Here is a 23,595-nt window from a genome sequence, read left to right as displayed (position 1 = left end):
GTCAGAAAAGGAAGCCTAAGGAGAAACTCATCGCGTTTGTGCGTCTGTCGATGGACATACTTCCTTCTGTTGGTAAATGTGATAACCGGTCTTTAAAATCGGATTCAACTTGATTAATGCCGAATTCGTAAGTAAAATCAAGAAACAGCCTCCAGATACTTACTCCCAGCCCTGTTGCGATGCTGACACCGAACGGGGTATTGTCGGTTGTATATTCTTGCGGGAAGTCCTTCATGTTGGTTGTATAATTGCTTTTGTATGTGTATCTGATGTTAGGACCTATCATCATACTCAAAGCATAAGGACCTTCTTTAACCAGGTAAAAACCAACCATAACCGGAAGTTCGATGGATGCTGTTTTGTATTTTATTTGATTGCTGGAATAAATAGAAAGATTATTTGGAAAAAGAGGAATTTCTCCTTCTTTTTCGGGTATGTTGAAACGAATATCTCCTTCGGCGTATCGCCAGGAAAGATTAGGTTGAATGAAAAAGTGTTCGATGTTTACACGGGCAAAAACAGAAGCCAGATAGCCGACCTTGTATTGCATGTTTATATCTTCTGCTTTAACATCGTTGATTGTCAGTGAATTGATAATCGGGAATGTGGAACTGAATCCTACTTTTCCTCCCCAGTTGAATGCCTTATCTTTAATTTGTATAAATTTTTGCGCATGTATCGGAGATAAGCAAAATAAAAATGATAGCAATAAAAGGCATAACTTTTTCATGAGTCTTATTTTTTCTTTTTTACCGACCAGCCAAATTTTCCGACAAATTCGCCTAACCCATAGTATTTACCATGTGAGTAGGCCAGTAAATCGGCTCGTTGCATATCGAATGCTCCTGTCTCAGGGTCCAGATATGCGTCGTCTGCCTGTACATTTACCACATCGGCAATAAACATATCGTGACTTCCCAAAGCGATGACTTCTTTAACCCGGCATTCGATACAAAGTGGAGATTCCTGAATGATTGGAGCATTTACTATTGATGCTTTTCCCGGAGTTAGTTTCATCTCTTCAAATTTATGATGCTCTTTTCCGGAATTGACTCCACACCAGTCTGTAGCAAATGCCTGTGAACGTGTCGTCAGGTTTATCACAAATTCCATGTTCTTTTTCAGAATAGGATAAGAGTGACGCTCCGGACGGACAGATATATAACACATTGGTGGGTTGGTACAGATTGTACCGACCCATGCAACGGTTATGATATTGTATTCCGAAGGCTCGGAACCGCAACTTACCATTACTGCGGGTAGCGGATAAATCATTGTACCGGGCTTCCAGTCATGTTTCATTTTACAATAATATCTTCTTTGTTAATTTTGCGTTCGCAATAGTGGCATTTTATGGTCCCTTTTTCTTTGTCTATAACATCGAAGCGGGTTGGCATCGGTTCATTGTTGGTGATACATTTCGGATTATTACATTTGACCAGTCCTACCAATTTTTCCGGGAGGGTAACCGTTTTCTTTTCAACAATTTCATAATCGCGGATAATGTTCAGGATAACATTCGGGGCGATGAGAGCAATACGGTTAATTTCATCTTCTTCGAAGAATTTATCCGATATTTTAATAACACCTTTACATCCCATTTTATTACTATGAAAATTATTCCCGATAGTAATAGTGTTGTCCATCTTTTCCAATCCCAGTAATTTGGCTACTTTAAATAACTGGGAAGGAGGGATATGGTCGATAGCAGTCCCGTTTTCTAAAGCGGCTACCTGCAATTCTTTTTTCTTTTCTGCTGACATAACTTTATTAATTGTCGATTTGAATGTTTAAAACTTCACAAATAATAGCTTGGCGGGCGAATAATCCGTTGCGGGCCTGCTGGATATAATAGGCTTTCGGATTGTCATCCACATCATAAGCAATCTCATTTACACGAGGCAGCGGGTGCAGGATACGTAAATTTTCGCGACTATTTTTCAGCATGTCGTTTTTGAGAATATACACATTCTTAACCCGTTCATATTCTTCCAGGTCGGTGAAACGTTCCCGTTGTACACGAGTCATATAAAGAATATCCGATTGATTGATGATATCTTCTGTGAATTCGGTATATTCGCTGTATTTGATACCATGCTTGTCGCAAAAGTTCTTTTGTTCGTCCGGCATGCGAAGTTCGTTGGGTGCAATAAAATTGAATGTCGGGTTAAAATGCGACATTCCGACAATCAAGGAATGGACCGTACGTCCGTATTTCAGGTCTCCGACCATCGTGATGGTCAAATCGGTTAGTTTCCCCTGTGTTTTTTGGATAGAGTACAAATCCAGCATCGTTTGTGAAGGATGTTGGTTGGCTCCGTCTCCGGCATTGATAATCGGAATATCTGTCACTTCCGATGCGTAACGGGCTGCACCTTCCAAATGGTGTCTCATAATGATGAGGTCAACATAATTGCTTACCATCAGAATTGTATCTTTCAGAGTCTCTCCCTTGGAAGAACTGGTGGTGGAAGCATCCGAAAAACCAATTATACGTCCGCCCAACCGGTTTACAGCTGTCTCGAAGCTCAGGCGTGTACGGGTGGAGGGCTCGAAAAACAAGGTGGCGGCCACTTTCCCTTCCAGCACTTTCCGGTTCGGATTTGCTTCAAACTTCCTGGCGTTATCCAGAATACGAAGAATGTCCTCTTTGGAACATTGGTCGATAGAAACTAAACTTTTACTTTTCATTGTTGTGTATATTCTGTCTTATGTTGCAAATGTATAAAAAAAGCGGAGACTGAAGGGCCTCCGCTTTATTTTTATTGCAGATATTCCGCTAGCTTTGTTGGCAGGTAGAAAGTATTATTTTTATCTACATAAACAATAACCGAATTCAGGCGAATATCTTCCTGTCCTTTCTTTCCGATTGTTACGATATTGCTGAACGGAGTAATATTCAATTGTTTCTTTTTGTTTTTGACTACGAGGGTAGGAGAACCCTTTTCTTCTTTCGATGGAATGATTTCACATTTGAAATCTTTGAATACTTCCGTATGAGGTGCGAAATTCTGAGCTGTCAGTTCGTCCAGCTTATCATGGTTCATGCCGAAAAGGGCGCACATGTAATGATTTAGTTCAATATTGGTGAGCATACCCATAGGTAATCTACCTTGCGGATGATAAGCAGCCAGGAATACATCTTCACCGGTATGTCCTCCGGTTGTAAAGCCGAAGCAAGTTTTTGATGTAAGCAAGTTCGCCATGAATGAAGTAAGAGAGCCACTGTATAAAGAGGCCTCTACGTTCTTGGACGAGCGTTTGTCGGCGGGAATCGGACTGTTCTTATAATCTTTACAATTGTTTAAAGCGTTCAGCTCTTCCGGGGTCAGTTCGAAACCTGCATAAGTACGGAAAATATTTTGTACTTCAGAGGCCGGCTCGCTGTTCAATTTTTTAGCAAAACCTTCTGCTGTCAGCTTATACAGGGAGAATTGATGGAATAATTGCTCCTTGCTTAATTTATCGTAACCGGTACAGCTTCTTCTTCCGATGCTGATGCCGCTGTTTCCGTGGTCCGGAACCATAATAACAGCTGTTTCTCCATTCTGACGGGCAAATTCCAAAGCAGCACCGCAAGCACGGTCGTAGGCGAGGAAGTCTGTAGCCATACCTACCGGATCGTTAGCATGAGCAGCCCAGTCGACTTTGCTACCCTCAACCATCAGGAAGAAACCTTGCGGATTTTTAGACAGTTTTTCAATTGCTTTGCGGGTCATTTCTTCCAAGGATGGTTGTTGAGCCGGATCACGGTCAATATCGTAAGCCATTTCTCTATCACCGAATAGTGCCCACATATTGTTTCCATTGAAATTACGCATTCCGCTAATATCATTTTTGAATACACCGTATCCATTTTCTGTCAGATAAGCTTCTTCTTCCGGAGTCAGGATGGATACACCACCTCCAATTACAACATTCAAATCATTATGTACCATTTGCGGAGCAATCCATTCATATTTGCCACGGTTGTAACTGTGCGCGGAGCAGTCTGCCGGAGTTGCATGTGGAAATTCGCAGGTAAAAACCAGACCGGTGGATTTTCCATAAACCATTTTGGCTGCTTCCAACACTGTCGTCATCGGTTGGAAGGCACGTTGGGGATCGGTCGGATAAATATCGTTGTCTCCATCATGTTCGGGATAAGTCGATACGTAGCCTGTACGACTCGGATATCCTGTCATATAGCAGGATGTAGTAGGGGCAGAGTCGCCTATCGGTGCATTGGAGGAATGTGTACGAACTGTTCCGCAAAGATACGGGTCGATATTTAGTTTCGGCATATCAGGGTTTGTATACCACTGTAGCCAGCGGGCCATTGATACGGTAGCCAGTGATGTCCCGTCCGGAATTAGCAGGATCACATTTTTTACAGGCTTTACGTTTTGTACATCCTGAGCTTTAATGGGAATCAGAACGACTGCCAGTAAAAGCAGAAAAGTAATTGTTTTTTTCATCTGATGTGTAATTTATAGTTGAATGATTTCTTCTTTAAATATAGTCAGTTTCTCTAATCCTGTGTCTGTAACAAGAAAACTGTTTTCGATACCTACAGCTCCTACTCCCGGTATAACGAACTTAGGTTCCAGCGCAAAAACCATATTGGGAGCTAATACTTCTTTAGAGCGAGGCGTCAGTACCGGCAATTCGTTAATTTGGATGCCGATGCCATGTCCGACAAATTTAGCTTGTTGCTTGGTCCCCATAAAATAGGGAGAGAGAGCTTCATTTTCAGCTATTTTGACAGCAATGTCATACAATTCTGCACAAGGAACTCCCGGGCGTGCCAAATTTTCTATTTCACTTTGTATGAAAAGTGCGGTCTGGTGGGCCCTATAGGCTAAATCCGTTAATTTTCCCACAGAAAAAACGCGGGTCATATCTGTCATATAAGCCGTGTAATTACCCGCCATATCGACCATGATAGCAGTACCATCTTTTAATACGGTGCCATTTGCTCCCAAAGGGCACGAAGAGTCCATGCCGTTACCACCCAAAGCAAAATCGAAAGGTGAAGGGCTTTCCGCATTTTCTCCTGCTAAAATGCTCCCCATAAAAATATCCATATTGGCTCCGAAAGCTCGGAATAATCCGATAGAACCGTTTTTCCGCATTCTTCTCTCTATTTCGTACTGAAATTCCAAATCTGTTATTCCGGGATGGAAACATTCCGGTATTTCTGAATAAGTTTTGGCATGTTGCCGGGCTGATATGCGGAACAGCTCTATTTCGTGAGGTGTTTTTATCTGGCGAATGGTACGCATCAGAGTTGTAGCATTAACTGTTTCTTTCGGATTAAAAATGGTTTGTAGACGCATGTAATCGTTGTATGTCAGTTCGTCTGCTTCGAGTAAGAGTCTTTTTGGCATTTCAATATTGCGAGACGCAAATAATTCGGCCATTTGTTCAGGTTTGCGGATATATTCTACGTTTTTACCTTTTAACCCGTTAGGACGTTTGATGAAAAACCAAGGTTCTCCTTCTGCCGGAAGATAAAAATATCCACTATAAATTAGTCCGGTAGTATAATACAGATTCACATCCACACTCAGCAAGCATCCGTCGGCGTTTATTTTTTGCATAGCTTGCTGCATACGACTCCATTTCAGTTGCAAGTCGTTAATCAATTCTTTTTGTATCATTTCCAACACTTCTTTTATCTGGCATCAAAGATATTAAATTAATGCCACGATTGGAATGAATTTATATATTAAATATTGATTAAAATTAGAATTGTTCGAGTACTTGTATTCGTTTTTCAATAGGTGGATGGGTTGCAAAAAGTCCGTTTAAACCGTTTAGTCCGCTTTTTGCCTGTTTGCCCGGATGTTCGATAAACAGTTGGGCTACATCTTCTCTCTGGACTGCTTCGATATCAGGGTCGGCTGATATTTTTCGCAAGGCGCTGGCGAGGGCGAGCGGGTTTTTAGTCATTTCTGCAGAGCCGGCATCAGCCAGATATTCCCGTTTACGAGAAATGGCAAAACGCATCAATAGTGAGAAAAAGTAACCGATAGCGGCTATTAGCATGACTAAAAGCATAATAACGGCTGTGTTATTTTTATCATCCCTTCTGCGTCCCATCGACGAATAATAGAAGGAGCGTAAAGCCACTTGCGAGAGCATTGCAAAAATACCGACAAAAACGATGGAAATAATAAGCAAGCGCACATCACGGTTGCGGATGTGTGATAACTCGTGAGCAATTACAGCTTCTAATTCTTGGTCGTTTAGCTTATCGATAATGCCTTGCGAAAGGCTAATCGTATATGAACGTTCGTTAATACCACTGGCAAAGGCATTCAGAGAATTATCGTGAATAATATTGATTTGAGGCATTTTCATTCCCTGGCTCATACAAAGATTTTCAACAAGATTGTATACCCGTTTATTTTCTTTGCGGGAGAGCGGTTGCGAACCTGTAGCCCCATTGATAATTGAGGTGTTTGTAAAATAGGCAATGATGAACCAAATCAATACACCTCCGATTACATAGGGTAGAATGTTAATAAACATGGCTGTAGTATGCGACAGTAATTGTGCCGTATCCCTACCATTGTCATTGTAAGTCAGAAAGTGCAGTAAAAAACAGAATAAGTAAGTCAGCCCGGCTATTAGGCAGGGAAATAAAAGCAACAAAAGCAGGGAGCGAAAATTATTCCTGCTTTGTTGGGTTTGTATGCCGACGTATTGCATCTCTTAGAACTTGATTTTCGGAGCTTCTTCCAATGTTGCACGTTGTTCGCCCAAGTCAAACATCATCTCCTTATGGAAACCGAACATACCTGCAATTATATTGGAGGGGAATGTTTGGACGGAATTATTCAACTCCTTGGTGGCTGAATTGAAGTAACGACGTACGGCGGAAAGTTTATTTTCAAGATCGGAAATTTCTTCCTGCAACTGAAGAAAATTCTGATTTGCTTTCAGATCCGGGTATGCTTCAAGCGTAATCTTCAATCCGGCCAATGCAGATGAAAGTGCATTTTCAGCCACAATTTTATCATCGATGGTTTTAGCACTCATGGCTCCGTTACGTGCATTGATTACTCTCTCTAGTGTCTCTTTTTCATGTGAGGCATAGCCTTTTACGGTTTCTACCAATTGCGGAATGAGGTCGTGACGTTGTTTGAGTTGGACATCAATATCAGCAAATGCGTTTTCACGGTTGTTTCTTAGCTTAACCAGCGTATTATACAGTGAGATAATCCATACTCCCAGTATAACCAAAACAGCAACAATAATAATGGTCATAATCTTCTACTATTAAATTATTTGTTTTTATCTCTCTTTTTTATAGTCACGTAGCAAAGATAAATAAAAAGTCTGATTTGCCTGCTTTATACTGAAGTTTTAAATTTGTTTTTCCTTTTCGTCTTTTTGTATTTGGTTATATCTGATAAAATTTCTTGATGATGTAGTGTGATAATTTATTTGGTAACCAGTTTTTTAACTTGGCGAACAATACTTGTCCGGTAGGTCCGACTAGTGTCCTGAATGGGGGATTCTTTTTTGAAATTAACTTGCAGATTTTATATCCCAACAGTTTCGGAGAAGCTCCTTCATTCTCCTCTTTCTCTATGATTTTCATTATGCGGACGAATGTTTCTTTGTAATCATTATCAGCCAAAGTTTTATTTGATATATTTCGGTTTGCCGTAAAGCTTGTCCGAAAATCACCGGGCTCAACCAGACAAACTCGGATTCCGAAAGGATATACTTCAGCTGCTAAAGCTTCACTGTATCCTTCAACTGCAAATTTGGATGCTGAATAAAAGCCTTGGAAAGGCACGGCTATCATACCCGCTATAGAACTTATATTTATGATTTTGCCTTTTCTTTCTTTGCGCATATAAGGTAAAACCGCACTACAGACTTTTGCTATTCCTAAAAAGTTTGTATTTATTTGTTGGGAAATTTCATCTTCGGTTGCTAATTCTAAAGCTCCGCTGATGCCTATTCCTGCATTGTTGATAAGAACATCAATATGTCCTTGTTCGGCAATGATTTGATTGACAACCTGTTGTATGGAGCAGAAGTCTGTCACATCCATTTTTAGCATTTTTATTCCATCCGTAGTATCATTGGATTCTTTTCGACTTGTGCCATATACGATATGTCCCTGTTGTACCAATAAAGAAGCTGTAATTTTACCGAATCCGGATGAGGCCCCGGTTACAAGAATAATATTTTGTATTACCATTTGTTTGATTTTTTACATATCCAGGATTGTTTGGCGGTATTCTATTGGTGTCATTCCGTATTTCTCGCGGAAGAGACGATAAAATGTTCGGACATTATTGAAACCGGAATCTGTAGCAACTGCCTGAACGGTATGATTTTTATAATCCCGAAGTAGCAAAATTGAATGTTCCAATCGCATGTTATTGACGTATCCGTTGAAATTAGTGCCGGCAAATGTTTGTATGATTTGGGCTATCCGATTTTTATTGATGCGGGTACGTTTCACTAAAGAGTCCCTTGTCAGTTCCGGATTGAGATAAAGCTGTTCGGTGATCATGATATATTCCAGTTCTTCGAAACGTTTTCTACTTTCAATATCATCGGAGGGGACCTCATTGGTACTGCCAATCTCTTCTGATATATTTTCATTTTTTTCTTCCGGTATGATTTCTTCTTCGGATGGATTTGCCGGTTGGGCATAGCCGTGTATCTGTTTTTTTATTAAATTCAATTCATCCCGGTAAGATAGAAGCTCGTTGATTTGTTTTACCATAATACGATTTTTATGTCGTGTTTGTCGCAGGCTATATACTTTCAGCCAAAGTAATAGTCCGAGTAGCAAACCGATACCTATTGCCGTAAAAAGTAGTATACGATTGGTTTGAAGTTCTACCTTTTGTTCTTGTATTTGCTTTTCCTTCTCCTGTGTTTCGTAAATAGTCATCATTTCTAGGGCGTTGTTCTTCTGCTTTCTATAGTTTAAGCTGTCTGTTTGGGCCAATGCTCTTTGTGTGTAAGAGAGAGCTTGTTCCGGTTGTCCGATTTTCTGATAGGCATCAGCGAGGTTCAGGTAAGCCATCCGGCGAATTGTATTAATACTGTCTCCTGCCTTGCTGAAGTTTGAAAAAGGAAGTGCGGTTTTAATTACATTTTTATAGTCCTTTTTTGCCTGATAATAATTTAAGAGTACATTTTGTACGTCAGAATCATTGATTTCAGGACTTTTTTGAAGTTCCTGAAACCAATGGTCGCTTTTAGCTATTTGGTTGGATTGGGCGTAATAATAAGCCAAAAGAGCAGTTGTATATGCCCGTTTTTTCTCAAATGCATTCGAGGGAATCTGCTTAGGATAGGGTCCCCCCTTGAATGCTTCCAATTTTTCTAACGTTTTATATTCCTTTAGAGTCACCTGAATAGCCGTAGCGAAATCATCATCCATAGCTTTCCAAGATGCTAAATCACGATAATAAGCGATTAGATCTGTATACTCATATACAAACGACATATTCTTTTCTGTTTTTTCTTTAATTCTGAGTTTTACCATGTTAATGGCTTCATCGATAAAAGTGTAGGCTTTTTCTTTATCTCCTATCTTTCGATATATTTTAGCTTTCATCCAAGTCGGGCTATGTTTTACTCCCGGGATAGATTGAACCTTGTCGAGCTGTTTGAGCATTTCATTTGTGTATTTTACGGCTTCTTCATAATCTTCAAGATAAATCATGGTTTCCACCATGTCGGAGCACAGATTGACAAAATATTGGGGATTATTCCGGACAGAATCATTTTTTAGCGTGTGTTTGGCGGTTTCGATGGCCATGCGGAATAATCCTTTTTTTCCATAAATTTGTGCTGTAACCCAGTCTATTTGAAATTGTGGAGTCTCATTTTGTTTACGAACCAGTTCAACAATACGCATTGCTTTATCCGGGTCTGTCTCTGCTATATAGCGGGCGGCTTTTATATCGATAAGGCTATCAGGAAAATTTTCTTGGGCTAATAATATGGAGGAACTTCCAGCTAAGCCAAACAGTATAAAAAGTAACAAATGATAATATTTCATATGAAATTTATTATTTTTTTATGCAAAGATACTGTTTCTATTTATATAATGTAGGGTTTGTGTCTTCCTTTTTTAGAGCCTTATCGATATATTCTGCCAATTTCTTATTTTTAAAATCTATGGTATATTTATATTTTAATATGAGTAAAAATATGATGTCTATCAATATTAAAATCAGAATCACGACAATTAGTATCAGTGAATGACTAACACTGATATGAGTCGCTTGTGGTGATTCTGCATGAATAAGTGAACAGAGCATCATATATCATATATTAATTTGTTTTGTGTCCAATCTCTTTACGTCTAGAAAATTGTATGATTTTGGCATTTTCTTCTTCTTTGTGCGAGAATTGTTTGCCAACCTCCAATGCAAATTTGCCATATTTTTGTTTTATGACTTCGGCCAAGACTTCCTCACAGGTATCCATAACCTTTGCTACAATATCAATGTCAATTTTTGCTTTGTCTGCAATTGTTTGAACCATTTCCGTTTTATTCATGTTGTAAAATTTAATATGAGGTCTTTGTTCTTGCAAAGAAAATGATGTTAAAAATGAAAAACAAATAATGGGAAGATATGGTTGTCTCATTCTGTCACAAAGTTGTGCTAATTTGTCACAGGGCTATCTTGTTTATTGTTATTCAATGCTTTTGTGGACAAGTTGTCACATGCTTGTATTAATTGACATAGTTATGTAAATAATATTTATTTCTTTTGTTATGCATATAAAAAATTGAGAGACATGAGAACTATAAAATTATCATCGGGACAAGTTTCTGTGTTACCGGAGGTGAATTTTACAATTCATACGGAAGCCGGTGCGAATGTGGAGATTTGGATTTATAACAAAGCCGGTCAATTGATTTGCCATAATTTGGGAAAGAGCTCGTCTGACCGTTACATTTATAAATGGAAGTGTATAGGAAAAAAGGGTATAGCCTCTATGGCTGTTGTCTCTGTTAATGGATTAGACATAGTCTATAAAGTACAAAGAGAATAATCATATCTTTTCTCGGATTATTTATCACCCGAGAAAAGATATATGAATCCAATTATTTGCTATTTAGTATTTCAATTGCATAACGGGCATAATGGCCCTGTAAGCCGTTTGCATATCGACATAGAACTTCTTCTCCTATGCCGTCCTGATCTCCGCAGAGGTAAAGAGCTCTTGCAAGATGCAGTTCTTTTAGTGCTAAGTTACGAGTTGATGTGTCATCTAAATCGGGGACGGCCTTACTGCGTGCTTCGGCATACGAACTGATGGAATGGAAACGAACTCCGGGAGTTGTTAACATGGCGGTGAGTGTAGGAATTGCTTCCTTATTTCCGATTGCTTCTGTAGCCATCGCAATGGCACGGAAATGAGAAAAATAATCTTCCGGTTCCAGCATTTTGGCTTTGTCGAGTATGACGGGTAAAGTTGAAATGTCACGAGCATTACCTAAAGCTGTGATTAATGCGTCCAAGCGGCTGAGAGACATGCCGAACTGCCCCATTCCGGTATAATGCCAACCTTTATCCCATTTTGTCTGCCTGCGGATTGCGTCTGCCAATATGGATGTTTGTTTTTTATCACCTAAAATGCAAAGAATGCTGGCAAGAATTATTTTTTCTTCCGGAATAGAAGTTTGGCTTATCTGCTTGCTTAGCAATTGAAGGCAATGTTCCCTATCAGTTAATAAGATTTCTAATCCTTTGTAATTATCTGTAACACTGGCAAGAGCCTTTTTCATTTCAGAATTACTAAAACCCTTAAATTCCTTGTCTGTCAAAACCCGTTCAGGCAGATTGCCGATTTTTACCAGATGACGTTGTACTTTTTTTATATCGATTTTACGAAGTGATTTATTTTCTTTTATACACAAAGCTGAAAGATAACCAACTGCGTATCCTTGATTTTGTAAACAAGGTTGCATACGAATAACAGGCATTGCGTCACGATGGGCACTTGCTCCCAGACCGGTTGTTAAAATTCCTTCCAAACCTTTGGGGAGAAGGCAACGTAAAGGAACATCTGCATCATAAATCGTGTGCCGTTGTTCAGGGGGATTTAAAATGAAGAACGGATCTATTATCATACCATGTGTATCAAATGAACTTTTATGGTATGAAATCGTGTCGGAATATCGACGGTGATTAATTACATCATAAACAGTGATGATGTAGTCGCCTATAATTCTGCGGCGTTCACGGGTTTGCGGTATTTTTACCAAATCATATTGTCCTTGTAATTTTGTTTTAGCTTGAATGAATGCACGTGATACATCCAGTATATCCGTGTCGTCAACAAATAGCCAATCATTATTATTGTAATAATCTCCAGGGGCCCACTTACCGGTTCCGGCACCTTGTACGGCTAATGTTTTCTTTCCTGTATAGTCGAATGATGCACCTGCCGCAATGGCAATATCAGCACTGCCGGTACTGTCTATCAATACTTTGGATAAAATAACACCTCTACCATAAGGAGTCGCTACTATCACTCCCTTTACTTGATTCCCATCCGTTAGCGCTCCACAACCTAAGACGCCGAACCATAGCTTGCCTCCGGACGACAGCAATTCTTTGCGAAGCCATTCCATTTTCCAGTCTGCAGGAAAATGTCCTTCCCCCTTAGGTTGCCGCGGATGATCTTTAGGTGCCATTTCAAGAACGCTTTTATCTATATGGGAGGTATATCCTCCCCGGAAACCATCCCAATAGACACCAATCATACCGAGTGTACTTAAACCTCCCAAACCGTGTAAATATTCAAGAACCAATGTATTAGCCCCTTGTTTGGCAGCGGATATTCCGGCGGAAGCACCGGCTGTACCACCTCCCATCACAACTACATCATAGCTACCCAATACCGGAAGTGCACCCGAAGGCGAGTCTACGAATCCTTTTTGCAAATTGGGACGTAAAGAAGAGAGCAATTCCTTTATTTCTCCATAGTTTGAAGCATTTACTTGAGGTTGTCGGACGGATACTTCTGAAGGTATGGATAAATCATTTGTTTGTTTAGCAATATATTCACCCAGTATTTCACCGATAAATAAGGAAGGAACCGGACGCATCAATTTTGCTGCAACTTTTCTCGGTATTTCTGCGCAAGGTCCTAGAACCCAGATGTTTGAAATATTCTTCGATTTGAAGGCTTGCATCGGCAATTGGCGAATAGATGTCGGTTCTCCATGATATGCATGTTCACTAATAATTGTTTGTCTGGGAATATACCAAAGTAAATCCGAACTGTCTACTTGTTCAATATCCCATGTAAGATTGCGGATTATTTGTTCTGCTTCCGCCAACGAAGCGTAAGAATTGTCTTTTATCGGCAATTGGAAAGTATAACGCGTGACCGGATAACTTTTTTCTCCAACTTTTATGGGTTGGAGAAATTCTTTTATATGGACAATTTCTTTTGCTTCTTTCGGGGAATTTCCCACTACAGTATAATTAAATTCCTGCATGCCGGGGGTGAAGGGGGTATGTTCTGTACCGAATAACATCGCGACAGATGCGTTTGTGGTTGCATCAATGATTGCTTTACAGCGAATAGCTTGTCTTCCTGAACGATTCGCGATTACCACTCCTGCAGGTTTTCCTGTCGAATCTATTAGGGCATTCGTTACATAACTACTATAGAGAAATTGGATATTATTGTCAATTAATTCATCTTCCAACGTTTTTTTTACATGAAGAGGGGTGGGATAATTTTCCCCTGGAAATAATTTATACGCAAGAGCTGTTTGCGGTTTTTCATCAGCTTCTCGTTCGTAGAGATGAGAACCGCATATATCTTCTCCCGGATAAGGCATATAACCAATCAAATAAACACGGCTACCAGCTCTTGCTGCGGCGACTGCCGCAGCGATGGCTCGGGCACTTCCTCCTGCAACAACAATGTCTACTTCTGCAATTACAGGGATTTTACGTGGGTTTTCATGACAAAAGTTTTCGTTAGGAACAACCGTTTGCATAACGGTTTTTGCTTCACTGACGCTACCTAATGAGGCTAAAGCTCCACTTGCAGCCGTTATTTTGAAAAAATCTCTTCGTGTAACCATGGTAAGAAAACTTTAATTTATATTAATTGCTCAACATCGGTCAAGCGTTTTCATAATTGTTTTGTATCAAATAAAATGAATATCCGGGGATGTACATTTTAGTTTTTGTACAAAAATAAGAAAATAAAAAGAATTAAAGTATCACTTACCTATGGTAACTGTTGTTGCGAATGTCATTAATATTAAAACTTCCTTGCTATATTCAATCTATCCTTTTAGGGTAAGGAAATTCCGTTAAGCCCCGGTACATGAATTGGTATGTCGGGACTTTTATGCCGGCCTCTTGAGCCGTACGGACAACGTATCCGGTCAATGTTTCTACTTCCGTACGGTTACCACGTTGAAAATCACTGTGCATGGAAGTGGTCGAATGATTGGGCATCATCTTTTGTGAATCAATAGATGTAAATACATAATTGTCCGGAAAGTGAATACCTTTTGACTCTGCCACACTTTTTAGTTCGTATCCTAAAGTGATAAGCAAGTCAATGTGATTTTCAATAATATTGTCGATTGTCTCATTGAAATAGGAAGTTATAGTGGCTACCGTTGAAATCATGAAAAACTTTTTCCATATTTCGAAGTCGATGTTTTCCGGATTGATAGACTGGATACGAGCATTGGATAATATTTCCCGCAAAGTTTGTTGGCGGGCTTTATTGCCATCTTTGCTACCGAAGTAAAGACGCTCCTTCATTGTGAATTTTTCGACTCTGCCGGGTTTTACCAAACGGGAGCCAATATATACACAACCTTTCCAAACCTCATTGTTGGGTAATATTTTCTGTATTCTTTCAGATATGTCAACACCGTTTAGCAAAGGGATAATGATAGTATCCGGACCGATGACGGGAGCTAATTGTGCTATGTTTTCTTCCAAATCATAACTTTTGGTACAACAGAACAGATAATCGACCGGACCTATTTCTACAGGGTTGTCCGTTGCCAATTTTGGATTTGCTCTAATTGTCAGGAATGTATTTTTTATTTCTAATCCGTTTTCTTTTATTTTTTGTAGATTCTCACCCCGGGAAATAAAGTAAACTTCCGTTTTTTCGGAATTTTTGTAACGGGCAGCCAATAATCCGCCATAGAAACCTCCTACGGCTCCGATACCGGAAATTGCTATTTTAGTTTTACTCATATTCTTATTATTGTTGTATATTCTATAAAGTACAAAGATGAAAAATAAAAATCAGCTATACAAGTTTAAGTTCTTTCAGGAAATCCGGTATGCATTGCTCGAAGTTTACACCGAAGCGGTAGTCCGTTTTAGCCTTGTAGGTCCTTCGTATACTGTCAGCTGTAAAATTTACAGCAATTTGTGCCGCCTCATTCAGACTGAAATTATTTAGAAGGGCGGAAAGAAGGGCACTTGCGAAAATATCGCCTGTTCCGTGATAATAGCCGGGTATCTTTTGGGTAAGGACAAATTCGATTATACCGGTCTTATAATCGTAGGTGGCAGCACCCAATTCTTCTTCTTTCAAATAAACTCCGGTTAATACAACTTTTTCCGGTCCTAAACGACTTAACTTTTTTAAAATGTTTTCAATATATGCTTGTGTATAAGGCCCCGGATGATAAGGCTCGTTTAATAATAGGGCGGCTTCGGTCAGATTGGGAACAATGATATCTGCTTTTTTACATAGGCTTCTCATTCCTTGAGCAAATTCAGGTTTGAATATTCGGTATAACTCTCCATTGTCAGCCATTACCGGGTCAACTAAAATCAGGTTGTCTTTGGTTTTGAACGTATCGAAAAATTCTTTTACAATCTCAAGTTGTTCAAAAGAACCTAAGAAACCGCTGTATATCGCATCAAATTTGATGTTTAAGGATTTCCAGTGTTGTATGAAAGGACGCATGTCTGCAGTCAAGTCCCGGTAAGTATATCCGCTGATTCCGCCAGTATGTGTGGAAAGAACGGCCGTTGGTAAGGCGCAGGTTTCAATTCCAGCTGCAGACAATATGGGGAGTGCAACCGTTAAAGAGCATTTTCCAAATCCGGAAAGGTCGTGTATGGCAGCGATTCTTTTTTGATGTTCTTTATTTTTCATCGATTCAGTCTATTACATTTATAATCGTTTTCTATCTATAACAATAGACATTGCTTAAACGTTTTCAGTGAAACGAAAAAATCCGGCTGTCTTTTATTCGGAATATGTCATGGAATACATATCTTTGTGTATTTGAAATCAGGGGCTATACGCATGAGAGTTTGTAAAATAATATATTTTCTCTTTTATATGTTCTTCTGTTTTGAAATGTCAGGACAAAACTCTGATAGCTTGATAAACCGACTGACGGATTATGCTTATACAGTAGATAACTTTCTTAAATATATTCCCCGGGAAAAAGTTTATTTGCATCTTGATAACACAAGCTATTATCAGGGAGATGATATATGGTTCAAATGTTATATTACAAATTCCGGACTGGAGCAACCGGTCGAATTGAGTAAAACGTTGTATGTGGAACTGTTGAATCCCGGAGGCGAACTTCTTGATAAGCGGATATTAAAAATAGAAGACGGACAGTGCCATGGGGATTTTACATTAAATCAATTACCTTTTTATTCCGGCTTTTATGAAATTCGGGCTTATACGAAATATATGTTGAATTTTGGTGAAGATGCAATCTTTTCGAGGTTGTTGCCAGTTTTTGACAGACCTCGGAGGAAGGGAGACTTTGATGAAAAAAGAATGCAAAAATATGGAACCGGCAATTATCCGATGGGACGGGAAAAACCTCTAAAAGAGAAAAAGCTCAATTTGAAGTTTTTTCCGGAAGGAGGAAATTTAGTTCAAGGGGTGGCTTCACAGGTCGCTTTTGAAGCTACGGACGCATCAGGCAACCCGATGGAAATCAACGGTATGATTGTCAATAAGGAGAAAGAGGAGGTTTCTGGTTTTTCGACAGTGCATAATGGGCGTGGAGTCTTTACTTATGTTCCATCTGAGCGTGGGGAAAAAGCTGTCGTAGAATATAATGGTAAGAAGTATCAGTTTGATTTGCCTCCCGCTTTATCGGAAGGATTTGTTTTGACGGTAGATAATATATCGTCAACCGATAGTATTGGAATAGTTTTACAGAGGAATAAAAATACTCCTGCCGGAATATTGGGACTGGCGGTCTTTTGCAGAAATGGATTACAGGGTTTTTATCTTTTGGATATTTCCGGTGATGAAGCGGTTTGTTTTAATGTTGATAAAACGAAGTTTCCGGCTGGTGTTTCTCAGATTGTATTGTTTGATGACAGTGGAAAAAAACTGAGTGAACGTTTAGTCTTCGTGAACAAAGATGAGTATTTGAATATAAGGCTTGAAAACGAGAAAGATGATTATCAACCTTATGAATTAGTCGATATGAAATTTTCCATAACGAATCAATTTGAAAATCCGTTTCAGGTTCCGTTCTCTTTGTCCGTAAGAGATGGGGCGGATGAGGTGGAATATAATCATAATATCCTGACAGAACTTTTGCTGACATCTGATATCAAAGGATATGTCCACAATCCTTCTTATTATTTTGAATCTGATGATTCTCTGCATCGCAAGGCACTCGACTTGCTTTTGATGGTGCAAGGTTGGCGGCGTTATTCATGGGAACAGGCAATCGGAACCGAACCTTTCAAGTTGAAGTATAGTCCGGAACAAGGCATAGAAGTGCAAGGGAAAGTAGTATCCTTTGTCTTAGGACTCCCCAAGCCTGGTGTTGAAGTTTCTTCATTTTTACTAAAGAGGGGTGAAGAGGAAAAGGATGCTGTAGACTTAATAAAATTTTTTGTGACAGATAGTTTAGGACGATTTTCTTTTGTTTCAGACGTATATGGAAAATGGAATATGATATTGTCAGTGTCTAAGAAAAATAAGAAAAAGGATTACCGGATTATTTTAGACCGTCTTTTTGCCCCTAAACCCCGAAGGTATCCGTTAGCCGAGATGCAGGTTCGTATTGCGGATACAGAGAAAGCTGAATCAGAACAAATGGTAAAAATAGATTCTCTGGAAAAAAACGTAGAGGAAATACATTCTGTATATGAGGATTCTTTGAATAGTCTTAGTATTGATAAGAAAGTCCATCAATTGGATGAAGTGATTGTTACAGCTGAAAAAAATTCGAAAGAAAACGAGATATATGAAAATCGCTCGAAATCAATAGCCTATTATGATGTTCATTCGGAATTGGATGATATTAAAGATAGGGGTAAATACGTGGGTGATGATATTCATGAGTTATTATTGAATATAAATAAAAATTTTTCGTTTGTTGAGGGGAGATATATATTATATAAGGGAAAAACTCCACTTTTTGTTATCAATTATAGAACGACAGCGGATACGGAAATAGGTAATAATAATTATAAGACGATAGGTCTCGATGCCATTAAGTCCATATATATAAATGAGGATTTGTCGGCAATTTGTAAATATGCAGATCCTAAATATTCACCTCTTGAGCTGAGTAGTATGTATCGTTGTGTTGTGTTTATAGAAACGTACCCGGAAGGGAAGATACCGGCAAAAGCAGGTAAGGGGATAAGAAAGACTTGGTTGGATGGCTATAGTGAGGTGAAAGAATTTTATAGTCCGGACTATTCACAACTTCCTTCCGAAAAGGATTATCGTCGTACTTTATATTGGAATCCTTCGGTATTCCCAGATGCAGAAGGTAAAGTCAATGTTCATTTTTATAATAATAGCCGGTGCCGGAAATTTAAAATCAGTGCGGAAACAGTTTCGTCGCAAGGTCTGATTGGCGTATACCGGAATCCTGAATGATTTCCTGACTTATTTAATTATTAGGTGGAAAACTTCATACGATTTGTCATGTGTCTAACATGACAAAAGTTTGCGGGTAGATACGGTCGATAAAAATGAAAACATTGTTTGTTATGGATGTTTTCTACTATCATGTCTGTCAAAGCTTATTGCCTCTCTTTCGTTTTACGTTCGTTGAGCGCAAAAGCATCGAACGTATTTTTTGCGTTCCATGTTCGTATTTTTTTCGTTTCACGTTCGTTGAACGAAAGGAGTATGCTATGAATGATACGATACCGTCCTCGAACCGTGTGAAAAGCGGATGTAGACAGGGTAAAAACCATCATTCCTTTTTCCTCTAATTACGATTCCAAATGCTGCCATAGCTGTAAATTATTTGTAATTTTTATAGCAAACATAGCAGAAAAAGCCCTGTTTTTACTGTGTACGTTATATGTTATAAAGCATTGTTTATAACACAAAAAAGGCTTTACCTTTGAAGTAAAGCCTTTTGATTTACAGTATTTTAGCTGCGGAAGCGGGGGGATTCGAACCCCCGGTACAGTTACCCGTACGTCAGTTTAGCAAACTGGTGGTTTCAGCCACTCACCCACACTTCCTTGGGTTTCGCGCTTCATTCCTGAATTGCGCTGCAAAGATATGTCTATATTTCTGAATATACAAAGCTTTTGGTGTATAATTTTTTAGAAAAATGATACTTTGTGTGCAGCTGATTGGGTATCAGAGGATTTGTGTTTTCCTTCCTTCTAAAGGAATATTGATGTAAATAAGTTCTGCTGAGTCGCCTTATCTCTGGAAAAAAGGTGGTATTTTTGTGACCGTTTCTGATATTCAGTATATTATTGACAATTATGAACAAAAAGATGTTGTCTAAGCGCATAATAGTTATAGGGGCACTCTCTATTTTGGTTATACTGCTGGCGGGAGCCGGTTGTTGGGGATATCGTTTGGTGTTTGCTCCGAACTTTCTGCCGAAAGAGACCGTATATGTATATGTGGACCGTGATAAAGATTTTTCAGACTTATGCAGGCAACTGAAAGATTCTGCCGGATGTAGGCATATCGAAGGGTTTAAACAGTTAGCCGGTTTGCTGAAATATCCGGCAAATATGCGGACTGGGCGCTATGCTGTAAGGTCCGGGATAAGCAACTTGGATTTATTGAACGATTTGCGACGCGGGCATCAAACGGCTACGCGTATTACATTTAATAATATTCGCTTCAAAAAAGATTTGGCTGAGCGTCTAAGTGAACAATTGATGATTAGCGAAGACGAGCTATTGTCATTGCTTACAGATTCCGTTTATTGTAGTTCATTGGGCTTTACCGTCGAAACGGTGAATGCTCTCTTCATACCCAATACATACGAAGTATACTGGAATATTTCTGCCGAGAAGCTTATGCAGCGTATGAAAAAAGAGTATGATGCCTATTGGACACCCGCTCGCCTGGAAAAAGCGAAAGCCATTGGTTTGACTCCGGTTGAGGTTTCCATCCTCGCCTCTATAGTAGAGGAAGAGACAGCTGCCGTCGACGAGTTCCCGATTGTTGCCGGTTTGTATTTGAACCGTTTGCATAAAGATATTCCTTTGCAGGCCGATCCGACCGTGAAGTACGCCGTCGGTGATTTTTCCCTGCAACGTATTCTGTTTGAGCATCTGGAACTAGATTCTCCGTATAATACATATAAGCATACCGGATTACCTCCCGGCCCGTTGCGTATTCCGACAATCAAAGGCCTGAACGCCGTATTAAATTATATGCAACATAATTATCTATATATGTGTGCGAAAGAAGATTTTTCCGGACGCCATAATTTTGCGGTGACTCTGGCCGAGCATAACCGGAACGCCACCTGGTACCGGGCTGAATTGAATCGCCGGGGAATACGTTGATAGTGTATAAGGATACATTCTCTGCTATAAGAATGAGAGAAGCCTTTTCGTTTTGCCGTAAAAGTTTTATCTTTGTAAGTTTCAAACACGTAAAGTCATTAAAAAACAAATAAATATTACATGGAAAAACATCTATTTTTGGGAGATGAAGCAATCGCACAAGCTGCTATTGATGCCGGTTTGTCCGGTGTTTATGCTTATCCGGGAACCCCTTCGACCGAGATAACCGAGTATATTCAAGGCTCGGCGGTTGCAAAAGAGAGGGGTATCCACTGTCGTTGGAGTGCAAATGAAAAAACAGCAATGGAAGCAGCTTTAGGTATGAGTTATGCCGGAAAGCGTGCCCTTTGTTGTATGAAGCATGTGGGATTGAATGTGGCTGCCGACTGTTTTATGAATGCTGCCATGAGCGGTATCAATGGCGGTATGATTATTATTTCGGCCGACGACCCTTCGATGCATTCTTCTCAAAATGAACAAGATAATCGTCTGTTTGGTAACTTTGCCATGATTCCAATGTTGGAACCATCCAGCCAGCAGGAAGCTTATGATATGGTATATGAAGGCTTCGAACTTTCAGAAAAGCTGGGTTATCCTATCCTTGTCCGTATTACCACCCGTATGGCTCATTCGCGTGCAGGAGTAGTAACTCGTGAAATGAAAGCTGAAAATGAAATGCATACTCCGGGAGACGGACGGCAGCGTTTTATCCTGCTTCCGGCTTTGGCCCGTAAACGTTTTAAGAGCCTGATTGCTGCGCAGGAAGCGTTTACCGCATCTTCCGAGAAATCTGCTTATAACCGCTATTTTGATGCCACGAATAAAGATTTGGGTATCATCGCGACCGGCATTGCTTTCAATTACCTATCGGAAAATTATCCGGAAGGTTTCGAACATCCGGTATTAAAAATCAGTCAGTATCCGTTGCCACGGAAAATGGTTGAAAAGATAACCGGTGAATGTAAGGAAATCCTTGTCTTGGAAGAGGGCTATCCCGTGGTGGAAGAGCAATTGAAAGGTTTCCTCGGACAGTGTCTGAAAGTACATGGTCGTTTGGATGGAACTTTGCAGCGTGACGGTGAATTGACTCCGGATGCTGTGGGCAAGGCATTGGGTAAGGAAATAACCGGTTATTATGCTACACCGGAAGTTGTGGAACAGCGTCCGCCTGCATTATGCCAGGGTTGTGGACACCGTGATGTATACGAAGCGCTAAATGAAGTGTTGGCCGAATATAAGGGAGCGAAAGTGTTTGGTGATATCGGTTGTTATACATTAGGTGCATTGCCTCCTTTCCGTGCCATTGATACCTGTATCGATATGGGGGCCTCTGTCACGATGGCAAAAGGTGCGGCCGACGGCGGCGTTTTCCCGGCTATCTCCGTGATTGGCGATTCAACTTTTACGCACTCCGGTATGACCGGCTTGTTGGATTGTGTGAATGAAAATACCCATATAACAATTGTCATTTCCGATAATGAAACAACAGCCATGACCGGTGGCCAGGACTCGGCCGGAACCGGACGTCTGGAGTCGATTTGTGCCGGTATCGGTGTGGACCCGGCTCACATTCGGGTGATGGTCCCTCTGAAGAAGAATTATGAAGAAATGAAAAATATTATCCGTGAAGAGATAGAATATAAAGGAGTCTCCGTTCTGATACCTCGTCGCGAATGTATCCAGACATTAACAAGAAAGAAAAAAGCAAGCAAGAAATGAGAGCAGATATTATATTATCCGGAGTAGGAGGACAAGGCATCCTTTCTATTGCCGCTGTTATCGGTGAAGCAGCATTAAAAGAAGGTCTGTATATGAAACAGGCTGAAGTACACGGAATGAGCCAGCGTGGAGGAGATGTACAATCGAACCTTCGCCTTTCCGACCGGCCGATTGCATCCGATTTGATTCCGAAAGGACATGCGGATTTGATTATATCGCTCGAACCGATGGAAGCACTTCGCTATCTGCCTTATTTGAAAAAGGAAGGATGGTTGGTTACGAATTCGCAACCGTTTATTAACATTCCGAACTATCCGTCAATAGAAAAGGTGAATGAGGAATTGGATAAATTGCCGCATAAAGTGGTGCTTGATGTGGAAGCCATCGCGAAAGAAATCGGTTCCGTTCGGGCTGCCAATATTGTTATGTTGGGTGCAGCCGCTCCTTTTATCGGAATTGAATATGATAAAATAGCGGAAGGTATCCGTCGTATTTTCGGCCGTAAAGGAGAAGATGTTGTCGAAATGAATCTAAAAGCCTTGAAAGCCGGTTACGATGTGGCAAATAGCACAAAGTAATTAAAAATGTCAGCGATATGAAAAAGTATGTGTTAGCTAGTTTATTGGCTCTGTTGGCTTTTCTGGTAAAGGCTCAGGATGATAGTGGTGATATCGTGAAAGTAGGGCAGAAGATGCCGGCCTTTACGATTGTATCGGACAATGGACAGCAGCTTTCTTCTTCCTCATTGAAAGGGAAAGTGGTATTAGTAAGTTTTTTTGCTACTTGGTGTCCTCCCTGCCAAAAGGAACTTGCTGAAGTGCAGAAAACGTTATGGCCGAAATATAAGGATAATAAGAATTTTGCCTTGTTGGTTATCGGTCGTGAACATACGGATGCGGAATTAGCCGATTATAACAAAAAGAAAGGTTTCACTTTTCCTTTGTATCCGGATAAAAACCGGGCTATATTCGGTGCTTTTGCAAAGAGTCTGATACCACGTAGCTACTTGGTGGATAAAAACGGAAAAGTTATTTATGCAACCAAGGGTTATGATGATAAAGAGTTCGCCGAATTGATGGAGAAGATACAGAGCGCATTAAAATAAAAAGTT

Annotated in this window: 21 protein-coding genes and 1 tRNA gene; 6 read left to right on the top strand and 16 right to left on the bottom strand. The window is 40.0% G+C overall.

All coding sequences use genetic code 11. The features are described from left to right. Position 1: 1 nt before the first annotated feature. The 11 genes from DW103_RS11625 to DW103_RS11570 form a co-directional block, all read right to left on the bottom strand. Positions 2-730, bottom strand: coding sequence for a porin family protein (locus tag DW103_RS11625; protein WP_122276296.1), 729 nt, complete (start codon positions 728-730; stop codon positions 2-4). Positions 731-735: 5 nt separating this feature from the next. Next, positions 736-1,302, bottom strand: a complete 567-nt coding sequence (locus DW103_RS11620; protein ID WP_122276294.1) for a flavin reductase family protein — start codon at positions 1,300-1,302, stop codon at positions 736-738. After that, positions 1,299-1,763 carry an aspartate carbamoyltransferase regulatory subunit gene (pyrI, locus tag DW103_RS11615; protein ID WP_122276292.1) on the bottom strand — a complete coding sequence of 155 codons (465 nt, stop codon included), beginning with the start codon at positions 1,761-1,763 and terminating at the stop codon, positions 1,299-1,301. Before pyrI ends, DW103_RS11620 begins: the two co-directional genes overlap by 4 nt. A 7-nt stretch (positions 1,764-1,770) precedes the next feature. Next, positions 1,771-2,691: an aspartate carbamoyltransferase gene (pyrB, locus tag DW103_RS11610; RefSeq protein ID WP_122276290.1), complete on the bottom strand. Its 921-nt coding sequence runs from the start codon at positions 2,689-2,691 to the stop codon at positions 1,771-1,773. A 71-nt stretch (positions 2,692-2,762) separates the two neighbouring features. Further along, positions 2,763-4,457 (bottom strand): alkaline phosphatase, encoded by a 1,695-nt coding sequence (locus DW103_RS11605; RefSeq protein ID WP_122276288.1) that lies wholly within the window; start codon positions 4,455-4,457, stop codon positions 2,763-2,765. A gap of 12 nt (positions 4,458-4,469) precedes the next feature. Then, positions 4,470-5,642, bottom strand: coding sequence for a Xaa-Pro peptidase family protein (locus DW103_RS11600; RefSeq protein ID WP_122276286.1), 1,173 nt, complete (start codon positions 5,640-5,642; stop codon positions 4,470-4,472). 85 nt (positions 5,643-5,727) lie between these two features. Beyond that, a complete protein-coding gene (locus DW103_RS11595) occupies positions 5,728-6,696 on the bottom strand; it encodes a M48 family metallopeptidase (RefSeq protein WP_122276284.1) in 969 nt (322 codons plus the stop codon). A gap of 3 nt (positions 6,697-6,699) precedes the next feature. Next, positions 6,700-7,254, bottom strand: coding sequence for a LemA family protein (locus DW103_RS11590; protein WP_199653015.1), 555 nt, complete (start codon positions 7,252-7,254; stop codon positions 6,700-6,702). 136 nt (positions 7,255-7,390) lie between these two features. Continuing rightward, positions 7,391-8,203 carry an SDR family oxidoreductase gene (locus DW103_RS11585; RefSeq protein ID WP_122276280.1) on the bottom strand — a complete coding sequence of 271 codons (813 nt, stop codon included), beginning with the start codon at positions 8,201-8,203 and terminating at the stop codon, positions 7,391-7,393. 12 nt (positions 8,204-8,215) lie between these two features. Beyond that, positions 8,216-10,027: a helix-turn-helix domain-containing protein gene (locus tag DW103_RS11580; protein WP_122276278.1), complete on the bottom strand. Its 1,812-nt coding sequence runs from the start codon at positions 10,025-10,027 to the stop codon at positions 8,216-8,218. Between the two features lie 275 nt (positions 10,028-10,302). Beyond that, a complete protein-coding gene (locus tag DW103_RS11570) occupies positions 10,303-10,530 on the bottom strand; it encodes a hypothetical protein (RefSeq protein ID WP_122276274.1) in 228 nt (75 codons plus the stop codon). Positions 10,531-10,773: 243 nt separating this feature from the next. On the opposite strand from DW103_RS11570, the gene DW103_RS11565 reads away from it, so the two are divergent. Beyond that, positions 10,774-11,031, top strand: a complete 258-nt coding sequence (locus tag DW103_RS11565; protein WP_122276272.1) for a hypothetical protein — start codon at positions 10,774-10,776, stop codon at positions 11,029-11,031. Between the two features lie 52 nt (positions 11,032-11,083). Here DW103_RS11565 and DW103_RS11560 read toward each other — a convergent pair whose 3' ends face one another. The 3 genes from DW103_RS11560 to DW103_RS11550 form a co-directional block, all read right to left on the bottom strand. Next, on the bottom strand, positions 11,084-14,086 hold the full coding sequence (locus tag DW103_RS11560) for an FAD-dependent oxidoreductase (protein ID WP_122276270.1): 3,003 nt from the start codon (positions 14,084-14,086) through the stop codon (positions 11,084-11,086). Positions 14,087-14,288: 202 nt separating this feature from the next. Continuing rightward, positions 14,289-15,230, bottom strand: coding sequence for a ketopantoate reductase family protein (locus tag DW103_RS11555; protein ID WP_122276268.1), 942 nt, complete (start codon positions 15,228-15,230; stop codon positions 14,289-14,291). Between the two features lie 55 nt (positions 15,231-15,285). Beyond that, positions 15,286-16,146 (bottom strand): pyridoxamine kinase, encoded by an 861-nt coding sequence (locus DW103_RS11550; protein WP_122276266.1) that lies wholly within the window; start codon positions 16,144-16,146, stop codon positions 15,286-15,288. Between the two features lie 153 nt (positions 16,147-16,299). Here DW103_RS11550 and DW103_RS11545 point away from each other — a divergent pair, with 153 nt between their 5' ends. Then, positions 16,300-18,870 (top strand): hypothetical protein, encoded by a 2,571-nt coding sequence (locus tag DW103_RS11545; protein WP_122276264.1) that lies wholly within the window; start codon positions 16,300-16,302, stop codon positions 18,868-18,870. A gap of 146 nt (positions 18,871-19,016) precedes the next feature. On the opposite strand, the gene DW103_RS18060 is transcribed toward DW103_RS11545, so the two are convergent. Both DW103_RS18060 and DW103_RS11540 read right to left on the bottom strand, forming a co-directional pair. After that, positions 19,017-19,196: a hypothetical protein gene (locus tag DW103_RS18060; RefSeq protein WP_147381205.1), complete on the bottom strand. Its 180-nt coding sequence runs from the start codon at positions 19,194-19,196 to the stop codon at positions 19,017-19,019. Positions 19,197-19,382: 186 nt separating this feature from the next. Next, positions 19,383-19,469 (bottom strand) — tRNA-Ser (locus DW103_RS11540). A 252-nt stretch (positions 19,470-19,721) separates the two neighbouring features. Here DW103_RS11540 and mltG point away from each other — a divergent pair. The 4 genes from mltG to DW103_RS11520 all read left to right on the top strand — a co-directional run bounded on the left by mltG (position 19,722) and on the right by DW103_RS11520 (position 23,589). Further along, positions 19,722-20,765: an endolytic transglycosylase MltG gene (gene mltG / locus DW103_RS11535; RefSeq protein ID WP_122276262.1), complete on the top strand. Its 1,044-nt coding sequence runs from the start codon at positions 19,722-19,724 to the stop codon at positions 20,763-20,765. A gap of 120 nt (positions 20,766-20,885) precedes the next feature. Beyond that, the gene (locus DW103_RS11530) at positions 20,886-22,484 is read left to right on the top strand and encodes a thiamine pyrophosphate-dependent enzyme (protein ID WP_122276260.1); all 1,599 of its coding nucleotides are present in this window, start codon (positions 20,886-20,888) and stop codon (positions 22,482-22,484) included. Beyond that, positions 22,481-23,062, top strand: coding sequence for an indolepyruvate oxidoreductase subunit beta (locus DW103_RS11525; RefSeq protein ID WP_122276312.1), 582 nt, complete (start codon positions 22,481-22,483; stop codon positions 23,060-23,062). Before DW103_RS11530 ends, DW103_RS11525 begins: the two co-directional genes overlap by 4 nt. 17 nt (positions 23,063-23,079) lie before the next feature. Then, on the top strand, positions 23,080-23,589 hold the full coding sequence (locus DW103_RS11520) for a TlpA disulfide reductase family protein (protein WP_122276258.1): 510 nt from the start codon (positions 23,080-23,082) through the stop codon (positions 23,587-23,589). Positions 23,590-23,595: the final 6 nt, after the last annotated feature.

Source organism: Parabacteroides sp. AM08-6, from assembly GCF_003473295.1.
Classification (GTDB): Bacteria; Bacteroidota; Bacteroidia; order Bacteroidales; family Tannerellaceae; genus Parabacteroides.
This window is presented reverse-complemented; position numbering and strand designations above follow the sequence as displayed.